15 protein-coding genes are annotated in these 14,333 nt (G+C 45.2%); 9 read left to right on the top strand and 6 right to left on the bottom strand.

Going from position 1 to position 14,333, the window contains the following annotated elements:
* Positions 1-144: 144 nt before the first annotated feature.
* Positions 145-1,266, top strand: a complete 1,122-nt coding sequence (locus ACYCSE_RS23125; protein ID WP_254349602.1) for a phosphodiester glycosidase family protein — start codon at positions 145-147, stop codon at positions 1,264-1,266.
* Between the two features lie 220 nt (positions 1,267-1,486).
* Here the strand turns inward: ACYCSE_RS23125 and ACYCSE_RS23120 are convergent, their stop codons facing one another.
* Positions 1,487-2,026, bottom strand: a complete 540-nt coding sequence (locus tag ACYCSE_RS23120) for a helix-turn-helix domain-containing protein (RefSeq protein WP_250268463.1) — start codon at positions 2,024-2,026, stop codon at positions 1,487-1,489.
* 269 nt (positions 2,027-2,295) lie between these two features.
* On the opposite strand from ACYCSE_RS23120, the gene ACYCSE_RS23115 reads away from it, so the two are divergent.
* Together ACYCSE_RS23115 and ACYCSE_RS23110 are read left to right on the top strand one after the other, a co-directional pair.
* Positions 2,296-2,709, top strand: coding sequence for a DoxX family protein (locus tag ACYCSE_RS23115; protein WP_061828297.1), 414 nt, complete (start codon positions 2,296-2,298; stop codon positions 2,707-2,709).
* A gap of 47 nt (positions 2,710-2,756) precedes the next feature.
* The gene (locus ACYCSE_RS23110; RefSeq protein WP_459700132.1) at positions 2,757-3,623 is read left to right on the top strand and encodes a VOC family protein; all 867 of its coding nucleotides are present in this window, start codon (positions 2,757-2,759) and stop codon (positions 3,621-3,623) included.
* 73 nt (positions 3,624-3,696) lie between these two features.
* Here ACYCSE_RS23110 and glsA read toward each other — a convergent pair whose 3' ends face one another.
* A complete protein-coding gene (glsA, locus tag ACYCSE_RS23105; RefSeq protein ID WP_061828299.1) occupies positions 3,697-4,635 on the bottom strand; it encodes a glutaminase A in 939 nt (312 codons plus the stop codon).
* Positions 4,636-4,770: 135 nt separating this feature from the next.
* Here glsA and ACYCSE_RS23100 point away from each other — a divergent pair, with 135 nt between their 5' ends.
* The gene (locus ACYCSE_RS23100) at positions 4,771-5,829 is read left to right on the top strand and encodes a DUF1835 domain-containing protein (RefSeq protein ID WP_459700130.1); all 1,059 of its coding nucleotides are present in this window, start codon (positions 4,771-4,773) and stop codon (positions 5,827-5,829) included.
* A gap of 107 nt (positions 5,830-5,936) precedes the next feature.
* On the opposite strand, the gene ACYCSE_RS23095 is transcribed toward ACYCSE_RS23100, so the two are convergent.
* A complete protein-coding gene (locus tag ACYCSE_RS23095; RefSeq protein ID WP_254347401.1) occupies positions 5,937-6,239 on the bottom strand; it encodes a hypothetical protein in 303 nt (100 codons plus the stop codon).
* A 292-nt stretch (positions 6,240-6,531) separates the two neighbouring features.
* On the opposite strand from ACYCSE_RS23095, the gene ACYCSE_RS23090 reads away from it, so the two are divergent.
* The 5 genes from ACYCSE_RS23090 (at position 6,532) to katA (ending at position 11,264) form a co-directional block, all read left to right on the top strand.
* On the top strand, positions 6,532-7,437 hold the full coding sequence (locus tag ACYCSE_RS23090; protein WP_053325541.1) for an NUDIX hydrolase: 906 nt from the start codon (positions 6,532-6,534) through the stop codon (positions 7,435-7,437).
* Between the two features lie 28 nt (positions 7,438-7,465).
* Positions 7,466-7,948 carry an NADAR family protein gene (locus ACYCSE_RS23085; RefSeq protein ID WP_023988856.1) on the top strand — a complete coding sequence of 161 codons (483 nt, stop codon included), beginning with the start codon at positions 7,466-7,468 and terminating at the stop codon, positions 7,946-7,948.
* A 5-nt stretch (positions 7,949-7,953) separates the two neighbouring features.
* Positions 7,954-8,853 (top strand): TIGR02452 family protein, encoded by a 900-nt coding sequence (locus tag ACYCSE_RS23080; RefSeq protein WP_459700126.1) that lies wholly within the window; start codon positions 7,954-7,956, stop codon positions 8,851-8,853.
* A gap of 61 nt (positions 8,854-8,914) precedes the next feature.
* Positions 8,915-9,517 (top strand): adenylyl-sulfate kinase, encoded by a 603-nt coding sequence (gene cysC / locus ACYCSE_RS23075; protein ID WP_459700124.1) that lies wholly within the window; start codon positions 8,915-8,917, stop codon positions 9,515-9,517.
* Positions 9,518-9,806: 289 nt separating this feature from the next.
* Positions 9,807-11,264, top strand: coding sequence for a catalase KatA (gene katA, locus ACYCSE_RS23070; protein ID WP_459700122.1), 1,458 nt, complete (start codon positions 9,807-9,809; stop codon positions 11,262-11,264).
* Positions 11,265-11,384: 120 nt separating this feature from the next.
* Here the strand turns inward: katA and ACYCSE_RS23065 are convergent, their stop codons facing one another.
* The 3 genes from ACYCSE_RS23065 to ACYCSE_RS23055 are packed head-to-tail and all read right to left on the bottom strand — an operon-like array spanning position 11,385 to position 14,333.
* Complete coding sequence (locus tag ACYCSE_RS23065) at positions 11,385-12,695, bottom strand: MATE family efflux transporter (protein WP_250268457.1); 1,311 nt, start codon at positions 12,693-12,695, stop codon at positions 11,385-11,387.
* Positions 12,662-13,504, bottom strand: a complete 843-nt coding sequence (locus ACYCSE_RS23060; RefSeq protein ID WP_250261256.1) for an ABC transporter ATP-binding protein — start codon at positions 13,502-13,504, stop codon at positions 12,662-12,664. The genes ACYCSE_RS23065 and ACYCSE_RS23060 overlap by 34 nt, the downstream gene beginning before the upstream one ends.
* Positions 13,497-14,333 carry an ABC transporter ATP-binding protein gene (locus ACYCSE_RS23055; protein ID WP_459700119.1) on the bottom strand — a complete coding sequence of 279 codons (837 nt, stop codon included), beginning with the start codon at positions 14,331-14,333 and terminating at the stop codon, positions 13,497-13,499. The genes ACYCSE_RS23060 and ACYCSE_RS23055 overlap by 8 nt, the downstream gene beginning before the upstream one ends.

Genomic DNA, 14,333 nt, shown 5'->3' with positions numbered 1-14,333 from the left:
GAATCTGTTAAAAAATTGACACTATCATTCTACAAAATTAGTTTATGATATTGTCGTTAGATGTCGCTGCCTATCGTTACGAATCATTTGATGGGCCATAGTGATGAATAAGATAGAAGTCACCAATAACAGGAGAGATGATGAATGAAACCGGAAGTCTTGCCAAAGCGTGCAGTAGCTCGCAGGCAGAAAAATAGAAAAAAGAAACGAAAAGGAAAATTCGGTCGTTTTATACTGCGACTGTTTATTGTATTCCTGGTAGCAGGAATAGGGGGCGGTGCGTGGTTGTTCTTAACGTCATCTGGCAAGGACATGCGCTATTTGGCTGCGGATACGCTGATCACGACCCAACATCGTCACTGGGCGAAGTACTTTATCGGTGAAGAAGAGGCGAAAAAACGTGTGGCTGAATATTCGGCCCGTTTTGAAGCGATGGGTGAGGAGAAGGACAGACATACAATCAATCTGCCTGATCTGATACCGACCAAAGTACAACAAACGCCGCTGGTTGAAGTGGAAGAGGTATCGGGCCGTAACTATCATGGCTATGTTATGACGGTTCATGACCCCACTAAAATTCGGCTCGGGGTTCCTGCCAAGGTCGGCAGGGGAGAAAGGGTATCTAGTATGGTCGAGCGTTTAGGGGCTGTTGCTGGCGTAAATGGCGGTGGCTTTGCCGATCCCAACTGGAATGGGAATGGTTTTAAACCGATTGGCGTTGTCATTTCCCAGGGAGAGATATACTACAATGATATGGGCAAAAATGCCTCTGTTCAAATCGTAGGTATTGATAAACAGGGAAAAATGATAGCCGGTCACTATTCGTTGTCAGAGTTGTCCAAAATGAATGTACAAGAAGCGGTTACTTTTCAACCACGCCTAATCGTGAATGGGAAAGGTTTGATTCGTAATGCAAGCGAGGGGTGGGGAATTGCTCCCCGTACCGCAATGGGGCAAAGAGCAGACGGGGCCATTATATTCGTGACCATCGACGGTCGTCAGCCTGGGTACAGCATTGGTGCCAACTTGTATGATATGCAAAATATTTTGCTTAAACATGGAGCGGTTATCGGTGCTAATCTGGATGGAGGTTCTTCAACGGTGCTCGTCAAGGATAATGCCATTGTGAACAAGCCTTCTTCTGAATACGGAGAGCGGTATTTGCCGACTGCGTTTCTCGTATTTGAGCATCCAGAGACTGTTAGTATCCCGAACATATGGGAAGGTCTGAATCCTGGAGACATTGACGCAGCCAAAAAGAGATAGATCTGGAATGATTCCCGGCCGATACCAAACAAATTATGAAAACCTTCAAGTTACCGTGGGAATCGCGTACAGATGCCCAGCAGGCGATGGAATAAGTTAAGAGCAGCAAAAAGCAAGTTAAAATATAAAAGCGCGGATCGTTGAAGTAAAAGATACTTCCGGTACGCGCTTTTTTAATGGAATTTGTACTTTTGTTACTTCGTGCTTGCGTAAATATCGATTAAGCGTCATTATCTGCTTCGAGAAACACGGAGATCAGAATTCGGGCGTTGCTATCTCCCACATTTTTGGCATAGTGGGGGATAGCTGCTCTCCAGCTAAAGGAATCCCCTGCTTCCAGAGTAGCCGAATCCTCGCCTTGCTCCACGTATACCGTGCCCTCCAAGATAAAATGAATCTCATCTCCCCCATGAGCATGCTCCTCTTCTGTAGACGAGCCTGGCGGCATGTCCACCAGCATCATTTTAACGTTTCCTTGCCCTCCCAAATGATCAACCTGGAGGTTGTTTTTACCATATAAGGTTTTACGGCGCTCGTCCTTGCGAATTACTTGCATCCGTTCCTCATCTTTAAGAAGCAGAAAAGCGAGAGGGACCTTAAGCGCATTAGCGATACTATCCAATGTAGCGATGGAAGGGGAGGTTTTATTATTTTCTACTTGACTCATAAACCCTTGCGATAGTCCGGTTCGTTCGCATATTTGCTGGATGGATAAATTTTTACGTTTACGAGCAGCGCGTATGTTGCATCCTATACTCATAGAACGTTCCTCCTTTAAGGAAATATAATGTATACTAATTTAATATTTATCATACCAAATAATTTGTTGACAGACTACAGTTTCTTATGATAAATTCACATTACAAAATAATTATTCCTATTACTAATAATTCGAGTTTGATTCACACTAATGTGTTGCGGCATAGATTCAGACAGGATTATTTTTTTAACCAAATTATTAGTAATATAAATTAATTATTCATATGCACTTGTATGAGTGTAATAAACAAACAGAATGGAGAGATAAACATGAGTTCAGCAAGCAGAAACATTTCTACAATTATGCGGGTGGCACTGGGAATTTTGTTTTTGGCACACGGAATTGCTAAATTCCAAATGGGGTTGGGTAATGTAGCAGGCTGGTTTGCCAGCATTGGCGTTCCAGGATTTCTAGGTTATGTCGTTGCGGTGATTGAGTTGGTCGGCGGGATTGCATTGATTCTTGGATTGCTTACTCGTTATGTATCTGGGCTTTTGGTTATTGTTTTGATCGGCGCCATTTTTACAGCAAAACTGTCCGGCGGGTTGATGGGGAATGGTCAAGGCGCTGGCTATGAGCTGGATATTGCTTTTATTCTGGTAGCTCTTCATCTGGTATTTGCACCAACGACTCGCTTGTCTCTGGACTCTTTGTTCGGGCGTCGTGAGTCAACAGAAAAGTAATTTTTGATTGTTTAGTCCTCCAATTCATGTAGAAAGAGGGAAATCTCATGACAGCACATATACATGACAACACCAAAATTGGACAGGTTTCATTAAAAGTTAGTAACTTGGAGCGTTCTATTCAATTTTATACAAAGGTGGTTGGTTTTCAGCTACTGCGTCAAACGGCGAATACCGCTGAATTGACTGTCGATGGGAAGCATGCGCTACTGATCCTTAACTATATTGAAAATGCAGTTATTCTGCCGCGTCAATCTGCTGCCGGGTTATATCATTTTGCTATTCTTCTACCAAACCGTGTAGCTCTGGGCCTGTCCTTACGTAATCTGCTGGCTCATGAGATTGAAATCGGACAGGGAGATCATGATGTAAGTGAAGCCCTATATATCCATGATCCCGATAATAACGGAATTGAAATCTATGCAGATCGTCCCCGTGATCAATGGAAAAAGGATGCTAATGGATTTTACATGATGGGAACAGATCCCGTGGATGCAGAAGACTTGGTTGCGATTTCCGAAAATCTACCTTGGCAGGGACTACCTCAGGGAACGGTAATCGGACACGTCCACTTCCATGTGTCTAATTTGCTCAAAGCACAGCAATTTTATTGCGATGTGCTTGGCTTTGACATTACGTGTCGGTATGGCTCTTCAGCCTTGTTCGTTTCCGCAGGTGGTTACCACCACCATATGGGCTTGAATATATGGGCAGGTGAAGGAGCCCCACCAGCTCCTGAGCACGCTGCCGGATTGGATTATTTTGAATTGATCGTACCAGATCAGAAGGAATTGGATGCCATTGTCGCTCGTTTAGAGGCAGCAGGCTATGGAGTGCAAGAACGCGAGGGCGCCAAGTATGTAGCTGATCCGTTCCGCATTCAAATTAAACTGATTAACGGTCAAATCTCGTAACAAAGAAGGCACGTAACAAAAAAGAGTATTCCTATTAAGCCGTAAAGGCTGGGAATACCCTTTTTTCGTATACTTAGAACAAGCTCCAGTCCAAATCCCGAGACATCTTCTCCAGCAAGTGTACACCAGCTGTACTGTTGCCCATACGGTTCAGAGAAGGTCCAACCAGTCCAATGCCATATCGTCCGGGTACCATCGTCATAATACTGCCTGATACGCCGCTTTTGGCAGGTAGTCCGACTTGAATGGCGAATTCCCCTGAGGCGTCATACATGCCACATGTCGTCATAAATGTTTTGGCGATCTGTACATAGCGGCGGGGAATCAGCGGTATACCTGTCACTGGATCTCGACCATTGTAAGCTAATACAAGTCCCATACGAGCTAAATCAGTACAGTTCAATTTGACAGCACAATGTCTGAAATAAACTTCAAGCACATCCTCCACATGACCTCTTAAAATTCCTTTTTCCATTAGAAAATAAGCAAGGGAACGGTTCAAATGGCCTGTAGCTGATTCTGAATCGTAGACATCCTGATCATATTCCAATGTGTCATTGTGGGTAAGCAGGCGGAAAAATTGGAGAACACGGGCAAATCTCTCTTCTGGACTGTTCCCGCGAATCAGAGAGGAGACTGCGATTGCTCCGGCGTTAATCAGTGGGTTAAACGGAATGCCCGGTTCAACTAGTTCTAGCTTTAGCATGGAATTAAAACGGTCTCCGGTAGGCTCCATACCCACTTTAGAGAAGACAACGTCCTCTCCATTATCCATCAAGGCCAGAATGAGCGTAAATACCTTTGAGATACTTTGCATCGTAAATTGGATTTCCGTATCTCCGGCTACCACAGTTTCACCCGCACCGTTCATTACAACAACACCCAGCGCGTCGGCCGGGGCTTTGGACAGCTCAGGAATATATGCTGCTACCTTGCCATGAATATACTCATGACGGCTTTGTTCTACCCATTCCGGCAGTTTGGTCTGTAATCTCTGCCACTCCGATGTCATTTCTTTTCCTCCAGTCGAGTAACCAATCTGTGGTATTTTATTGTAGAGTAAGAAGTGATAGCTATACGCCTATTCTAAAGATATTTCTGGTCGAAAGACAAGTTTGAATTGAATTTGATAAGAGGAGGTAGTGATTTGTTGTTATCTCATAATGAACCGAATTTTGATGAAGACTATGATGAGGTTTTTAAGGGTCGAAGACTTAGAGGTTTTGTACGTAGTGTACTGGAGCAGGCTGCAGCCTTATCAGACAAAAATCCTGAATGGGCTATTCCTATATTGAAACAGTGGGCAAATGATGTGGAAACGAGCCGAAATGAACACCTGGAGCATGAACGCACCCGGGAGAGGCATGTGCATCTATTGTTTTCTCAGTCTGCCGCAGGCTCGATGAAGGTAGGACTTTCGGGTGCAGGATTGCGGCTTGAGAGTATCGTGCTGACTTTTAATGATCAGTTTTCCATAGGACCATTGTGGAGGCTGGAAACATCAGAAGGACAAGAAAACCGTCACAGCTGGTTGGCTGAACGGATGATGCATTATGAGTTTTTTCATTACGCCAATTGGGAGCAGCGTATTGAACAGATGATGGTTACCCTTAGTGAAATTCCGGATGATAAGTCGATCACGATCTGGTGTGGCTCTAATGCTGACGAGCAGGTTGGATTACGCTTTGCATTATATCTCTTGCGCAACAGAGCTACACCTATTCGAGTCATTAATGTCACGGATACCTTGGAGCGGGAACCGGATGATTATTTATATAATGAGAGTCCATTCCCTTTATCCATGGGCGTGGTGCATTCGAAAGAAATCGAACGGTTCATTAAGCGAAGTGAAGATGAACTTTATGTGGTGTGTATGGAAGACCGACGTCGATACGAACGGGAGTGGTTGGAGCTTAGCGAGCAAGATAGTGTCCTGAGATTATGGGACAATGACCGTATTGTTCATGTGCCGGAGGATTATTTGGATCAGGCCTTGCTGGATATGATTAGCCAGATACAGTTAGCTGATAATCTGGAATTTGTGAACACCGGAAAAATAATAGGTCAAGCTTTAACGCAGTGGTCGCAGCCAAGAAGCGATACTTTTTTGGAATACCGGATTCAACAGTTGATCGATCATGGCAAACTTGATTTTCAGGGGATGCCGGGAATGATGAATCGTTATGCTGTGAAAATAAAAGAGTAAAGCGAAAAGAAATCAAATAAAACTGCCGATGAGATCGGCAGTTTAGTTTAAAGATCTTCTGATGATCAGGTTATTCATCGGAAGGTTATTTTGCTATGTAATCAGAATCAATAGTAGCTGCTTGAATTCAATGAACTTATGATGGCAGGCAACAGAGCAACAGCCATAATGATATAGATCACAATTACAATAGCTGCCCAAAGAAGGCCTGCTTTAGCATAGTTAGCTTTACTCGGATTAGTCGAGCCGCTAAATGCCCACACAAACAGCATAATAAGTCCAACTACCGGTATAGCCATCAGAAGTAAACTGATCATCCACTCCTTGAATGATACAGGAGGCGGGTAAACAGGGGCTGGTCTGGATGGTGCTCCTTGCTGATTGAATTGCGGATTAAACTGGTTAGACAATTAGATCTTCTCCCTACGTGATTAGTATGTTGTGTTTCCTATATTGACCAAAACATCATACATGATATGACAATAAGCAACAAGTGAAATTCAGTAAACAGTCTAATAGTACTATCAAATGATTAAAAATAGGACTATACACCCTATTGACGAAGCAGTTTTTATATATTACTGTATTGATATTAACATTTTGTTTTTATCAATTAATTCAAATTAAAAGTTACATAGAGCATTCGTCACTTTTGAATTAAAAGCGACAAATGACCCATATATGAACAGGTAGGTGAGGCAAGTGACAGATGGATCGAAACATAATCACAGTGGCTTGACGGAAGAGGAGTTCTTGGCCCTGTATGATGCGAATGAATATGAGCGCCCATCCGTAACGGTAGATATGCTGCTATTTACGGTAATGGATCAGCTCCAACAAAATTACCGGAAGCTGCCGGAGAAGACCCTTCAGCTTCTTTTGATCCAAAGAGGGGAGCATCCCTATATAGGGCAATGGGCGTTGCCGGGTGGTTTTGTAGGTATAGATGAAAGTCTGGAAGAGGCTGCACGACGCGAGCTTAAAACGGAAACGAATGTGGATCAGATTTATATGGAGCAGCTATATACTTGGGGAGATGTGGCACGTGATCCTCGTATGCGGGTAATCAGCTGCGCTTACATGGCATTGGTGGATCACGATTCCTTGGAGGTACAGGCGGGGGATGATGCCGCTGATGCCCAATGGTTTGAGCTGGATTACAGCGTAGCTCAGGAAACGCGGACGAAGCAGCCGGAAGGTTACACATGGGAACAAGACATTGATATCACATTGAAGCATGGGGACATCCATCTATCAGCCAAAGTAAAAATAACTGAAATTCTTAAGGGAAGAACCATTGAAATCAAGCGAGAGGTGCTGGAGTCACAAGGAATTGCTTTTGATCATGCCAAAATTATTGCGTACGGTATAGAGCGTCTGCGCAGCAAAATAGAATACACAGATATCGCGTTTCACCTGATGCCAGCTCTATTTACACTGAGTGAGCTTCAGCAGGTGTATGAAATTATTCTAGGTAAGGAGCTGTTGGCCGCAGCTTTTCGTCGCAAAATAGCTGATCTCGTGGAAGAAACCAATGAGTATAGAAAGGCGGCTGGACATCGTCCGTCCAAGTTATACCGATTTAAGCCTCGGTCGCGTTTTATGTAGTATAAGGAATATGAAATGAGGAATCTTTATGGAAAAGTTTACATTTTTTTATCGCAGTCATTCGCCTTTTTCGCAATGGTATCCTTCTGATTTTGTCGTGGATGGATTGGAGTTTAACTGTGCCGAGCAATATATGATGTTGAAAAAAGCACAGCTTTTTGGGGATGAAGAGGCGGCCCTGAAAATTATGCAAGCCCCCACCCCAAGGGAGCAAAAAGCCCGGGGCCGCAGTGTGCGCGGATTTGACCAATCCTTGTGGGAGGCCAATTGCCGGCAATTTGTATATGACGGTAATTACGCCAAGTTTACCCAAAATCCCAATTTGCTCAAGCACCTGCTTAAAACGAAAGGAACCACTCTGGTTGAGGCTAGTCCAACCGACACCATTTGGGGTGTAGGCTTAGCTGAGAGCGATGCTCGTATACGGAACCGCAAGCTATGGCGTGGCACGAACTGGCTTGGGGAAATATTGACGAATTTACGTGAGGATGTATTGCAAAAGGAGGAATAGTCACCATGAGAAATACAATGAATTCCCGGAGTAACCGGGATGCACGATCACATATGGCGCAGGAGACACTATCCATTTTGGAGAATGGATATTACACGAATATCAAACAGGTTCAAGTAAATATGACAAAAGAGATAGGAAATGCGGTCACAGGCTCGAAGTTATATACACCTTCTCAACTGGTAGCTGTAAAGCAAGAAACAGAGCAAAGAATAAAAAGTATATTGGGGCCTTCTTCCCGCATAGAAGAACAGACGATTATTGCAAAATTGGAAATTACGGGAGAAAGCACGTTACAGGCGGCATACAGACTCCAGGTAGAGGAGAAGCTGACCCACGTGGCGTGTTTGAATTTTGCATCAGCTAAAAACCCGGGAGGTGGATTTCTCGGAGGCAGCCAGGCTCAAGAAGAAAGCTTGGCTCGTTCGTCAGCGTTATATCCTTGCATTTCACAAATGGAAGAGATGTATGGACATAATCGGAAGCTGCGGAGCTGTTTTTATTCAGATTATATGATTTATTCGCCTGAAGTTCCGATATTTCGGGATGATCAGGGAACATTGCTGGAGAAGCCATATCAAGTGGACTTCCTGACCGCACCTGCTGTAAATGCTGGAGTTGTGCGAGAACGGGAGCCAGAGCAGGTGAATCGGATTGGGGAAGTGATGCTGGAGCGGATCCGTTACGTTCTTGGAATGGCTAAGCAAAACGGTGTAGAACATCTTGTGCTGGGAGCCTATGGTTGCGGGGTATTTCGCAATAAGCCAGAAGAGGTTGCCCTCTGGTTCAAGCAAGTGCTTATAGATGAAGGATATGGTTTGCTGTTTGACCGGATTGTTTTTGCAGTGTTGGATCACAAAGCAGACCAACATACTTTAAATAGCTTTAAAAATGTTCTTTCTTGAAGTGAAGGCAGTGCATAAAAACTGTTTTACTATAATATTTCATGAAAAAGGAAGGTGCTGAATGAATCCATCTTCGAATATAACCTGGCATGTGTCCGATATTGATAAGCAAACGCGTCAGCTTTTGAATGGCCATAAAAGTCCGGTGCTTTGGTTTACAGGGCTGTCTGGTTCGGGAAAATCAACGGTATCCTCCACACTTGAAAAAGCGTTATACGCACGAGGCATACACACGTTTATTTTGGATGGTGATAATGTTCGGCACGGTTTAAATCAGAATCTAGGTTTCCTGCCCGCTGACCGTAAAGAAAATATCCGCCGTATTGCTGAAGTTGCAAAGCTAATGGCACATGCAGGTGTTCTAACGATTTGCGCCACCATTTCCCCTTATCGTGAAGATCGTGAAATGGTAAAGGAGATTTTACAGCAGGAAGGTTGCTATGAGATTTATATACAATGCAGCCTGGAGGAATGTGAGCGACGCGATCCAAAAGGAATGTACAAGAAAGCGCGTGCCGGAGAAATTCATCATTTTACGGGGGTTGATGCTCCCTATGAAGCACCGCTGGAACCTGATCTAATCGTATCTACTGAAGGTCGAGAGGTAATCCAGTCGGTTCAGGATATCTTGGATTTTCTTGATAGGAAGCGGCTGCTATTATGATTTTATGATGAATTCTACATGAATATTGTCTGAAAGCCTCAATGGCAAAACTTCGAGAAGTGATCAAAGTAATCATTATAGAAAGTAAAAATGAAACATATATATTGGTGAATAAATACAGTACTGCATTTACGGCAAGCCTTATGGGGCTTGCTTTTTTGTTTATGATTTTAAACTAATTCTAAATCCTAGATTATAATAATTATAAAAAAGTATTGATTTTTGTTTGTGCACAATTTATAGTGAAAGGCACATAGTTAACCAATTCATTCAAGAGGTGATTTCAATCATGAGTAACCAATCAACGAACCTGACTACAAGCTGGGGCGCTCCTGTTGGAGATAATCAAAATTCGATCACAGCAGGCTCACGGGGTCCCACACTAATTCAGGATGTGCATCTGCTGGAGAAGCTGGCGCATTTTAACCGGGAGCGTGTGCCGGAACGTGTCGTTCATGCAAAAGGTGCAGGGGCGCACGGATATTTTGAAGTCACTAATGATTTGTCTGCATATACAAAAGCAAGCTTCTTGTCTGAAGTGGGCAAGCGTACACCGATGTTTATCCGTTTTTCTACTGTGGCGGGTGAGCTGGGCTCGTCCGATACTGTACGCGACCCACGTGGTTTTGCGGTGAAGTTTTATACAGAAGAAGGCAACTATGATCTCGTGGGCAATAATACACCTGTGTTTTTTATTCGGGATGCCATTAAATTTCCTGACTTTATTCATACGCAAAAACGTCATCCCCAAACCCATCTGAAAAACCCAAATGCAGTTTGGGATTTCTGGTCCTTATCTCCTGAATCGCTGCATCAGGTAAGTATCCTTATGTCTGACCGCGGTATTCCAGCTACACTTAGACATATGCATGGTTTCGGTAGTCACACGTTCAAGTGGGTCAACGCCGAAGGACAGGCAGTATGGGTGAAATATCATTTTAAAACGGAGCAAGGTGTGCAAAATCTTGATGTGGATTTGGCTGCGAAAATTGCCGGTGAAAATCCGGATTATCATACAGAAGATTTGTTTAATGCCATCAAAAAAGGTGATTTTCCGGCATGGAAACTTCATGTGCAGATTATGCCTGTAGAAGATGCAGATACGTATCGCTTTGATCCATTTGATGTGACAAAAGTATGGTCTCAAAAGGATTATCCGCTGATTGAGGTTGGGCGCATGGTACTGAATCGCAATCCTGAGAACTACTTTGCTGAAGTAGAGCAGGCGACATTCTCTCCGGGTTCATTTGTTCCTGGTATTGAGGCATCCCCGGATAAAATGCTGCAAGGACGCCTGTTTGCCTACGGCGACGCACATCGCTACCGTGTAGGTGCAAATCATAACTCGTTGCCGATTAACCGTCCGCATGCGGAAGTACACAACTACCAACGTGATGGTGCATTACGCAGTGACAGCAATGGCGGAGGATCTGTTTATTATGAGCCTAATAGCCTCGGTGGACCCAAAGAATCACCTGCGCACAAAATTGCTCCTTTTGAAGTGTCTGGTGAGGCTCAAAGTGTAGCCTACGATCATCACGATCACTACACACAGCCGGGCGACCTGTACCGCTTGCTCAGTGAAGAAGAGCGTGCACGTCTGGTCCGAAACATCGTAAATGCGATGAAGCCGGTAGAAAGTGATGAAATCAAACTGCGTCAGATCGGACATTTCTACAAAGCTGATCCTGAATATGGACGCCGTGTAGCGGATGGTCTGGGCTTGACCGTTCCTCAAGGCGAGTAGAGGTATCTGCAAACTCTAACCTGAAAGCCGTATGAATATATAATAAAAGGATGTCCCAACATCACGTACATGGTTGTTGGGACATCCTTTGTTTTTGAGAGCGATGTAAATCAGGTGCTGCTATATCCTCTGCAAGCGAGGTAAATAGATTACAAGAAACAGTGACCGTCCTAGTGCAAATACGATAAAGGATAGCCAAAGTCCGTGATTCCCATAATGGGGAACGCACCAGAAGAGAGCGATCAAAAAGCAGAGCAATGAGATCAGCATCGAATTACGGATCGGATACGTTACCGTCATCCCCGTAAACACACCGTAGAATACCAGTCCCAGCCCGGCTGCCAGCGGAAAGACCACAAGCCATCCATTATAAGGGCCTGTAAGACTAATCACTGTGGCATTATCCGTAAATAGCGAGATAAGCGGCTCTTTCAGTGCGAAATATAATCCTCCCGTCACTACGCTGGTCACCAGTGTCCAGAACCAGGACAAGTGAATAACCCTTTGCAGCATTTTACGATCCCCGGCACCCCGAGCCTGACCCGTCATAATGCTACTGGCGTTAGCGAACCCATCAAAAAAGTAAGCCATAATATAGTGGATCTGTAACAAAATAGCGTTCGCCGCCAACTGATCGGTCCCAAAGCTCGCACTGCGCGCCGTAAACAGATTAAACATCGTCAGCAGACAGGCTGTACGAATCATAAGATCAAGGTTTGTTGCCATGACACTTTTCAACTCTGAGGCTCCAAACCAACCTCGCCAATTCATCTGTCCGCTTTGCTTCCATTCTCTCCAAATCGATGAGCGGAACACCAGAACTAGACCCAATATACATGCAAGAGCCTCCGCAATTAGAGTAGCGCTTGCTACACCAGTGACATTCCAATGCATCATCTGTGTAAATACAATAGCTAATACCATATTGATTACGTTCATTGAAATTTGCAAAAATAATGTAGCCTTCACACGGGATAATCCCATCAGCCAGCCAAGCAGCACATAGTTCACCAATGTAAGAGGGGCTCCCCAAATACGAATGTTAAAATAAATTGCTGCCTGCGCCGCCACATCCTGAGCCGGATGGATTAGCTGAAGAGAAGCTAGCAGAATTGGCTTTTGTAACACAATGAATACCGCTCCAATGAGTAGAGCAATGGCCAGTGGGCGCATGAGAGCAGCTATGCTCTGGTCGTTATTTTGTGCCCCCGCGGCTTGTGCCGTGAAAGCCGATGTGCTGACTCGCAGGAAGCCAAACAGCCAATATAAAGTATTGAAAATAAGAGTGCCCACCGCTACACCGCCTAAATACGCGGAATGGCTCAAATGACCGATTACAGCTGTATCCACCGCACCGAGCAGCGGGGTCGTAATCGTCGAAATAATTAAAGGGATAGCTAAAGCAAGATAGGCTCGGTGGGAAGGCAACATGTTGAAAAAACCTCCAGTAATGATTGTGTATAAGGATGGCGATCCGAATGAAATAATGCTTCTTTGGGAAAATGCTCAACCACACTGCCTTCTTTCATGACCATGATTCGATCACTCATAAAGTGCACAGCCGCCAGATCATGTGAGATAAACAGATAAGCCAGTCCTAGCTCATCCTGCAAATCCTTGAGCAGATTTAAAACGGTAGCTTGTGTAGTCACATCCAAACTAGCCGTTGGCTCGTCCAATACGATAAAATCCGGCTCTGTGCTGATGGCACGTGCGATGGTTACACGCTGCTTTTCCCCACCGCTGAGCTGATGTGGAAACTTGTCCAGATAGCTGGCTGGAAGCTTTACCATATCAAGCAAATGTTCTGCTATATCCCGACGTTCTGAGGACATACCCGCCATAAAGGAAGGAACATAGTACTTAAGCTGGTCCAGTGGCTCCAGCAGGGAGTGCAGGATGGTTAGTCTGGGGTTCAAAGCCGCAGATGGATGTTGAAATACTGCACCCAGCCTGCTGCGAATCCGTTTTAATTCGCTCCGCTTTAGCCCTCGGATAGACTGTCCATCCAGTTTAAGCTCACCTTGATCAAATGGGTCCAGTGTCAAAATACAGCGAGCGAGTGTACTTTTCCCACTGCCGCTTTCCCCGACGATGCCCAGACATTCTCGGGGGGAGATCGTCAGAGCAACATCTTGCAGCACCGTTTTGCCTCCAGCGTAAGCCTTCGTCAAACCGGAGACGGTCACGACAGGATTAGACGTGTCTTGCCGCTGAGCGCAGGTGGCTTGGTTATCCATGTAAAGCGCTCCTTTCCATTGCGTTCTGTTCTTCAGTGCTGTTGTAAGGTAAACGTGCTGGAGCGCCCGGAGACAGCGGCGGAATAGCCGCCAGTAGACGACGAGTATACGGGTGGTTCGGATGGTTCAGCACCGCTTGCGTGTCACCTATTTCAACCAGTGAACCTTTGCGCATCACTGCGATTCGATCTGCATACTTGCGTACATGACGCAGATCGTGAGTGATCCACAAGACGGAAATACCCGTCTCCGTCCGGATTTGGTCAATGAGTTGGAGCACCCGATGAGCTGTGAGCGTATCCAGCGCTGTTGTAGGCTCGTCGGCAATAAGCAACTTCGGCTCCAGCAGTAGTGCAGCCGCAATAGCTGCCCGTTGCAATTGACCGCCGCTGAGCTGGAACGGATAGCTGCGGTACACACGCTCGGCGGGAAGCTGTACGCGCTCCAGCACCTCGATACAGTGCTGTTTGCGCGCCTTGCGATCTTGTTTGCCATGGGCGCGCATCAGCTCGTCCAGTTGGCTGCCTACACGCAGAAAGGGGGTGAAAGCCCCGTGGTAGTCTTGAAAAATGTAAGATATTTCACTACCCAGCAAAGAACGTCGTTGTTTAGCGGATAGGGCTAGCAAATTATTGTCCTTCCACGCAATGATTCCTTCCGCTGTAACAGAAGAGGGGAGAAGGCCGCCGATAGCGAACGCCGTCATGCTTTTGCCGCTACCGCTTTCGCCGGCTAGAGCACACCATTCCCCCGGACGAATGGCAAGCTCCAGTTGCTCTACAATCGTTTTTACATTTGTCCGAATCGTTAAGCCTTCAATAGTCAGCAT

It is taken from the genome of Paenibacillus sp. SEL1 (assembly GCF_054602535.1).
The sequence above is the reverse complement of the archived record's forward strand: the minus strand, read 5'-3'. Positions and strand labels throughout refer to the sequence as shown.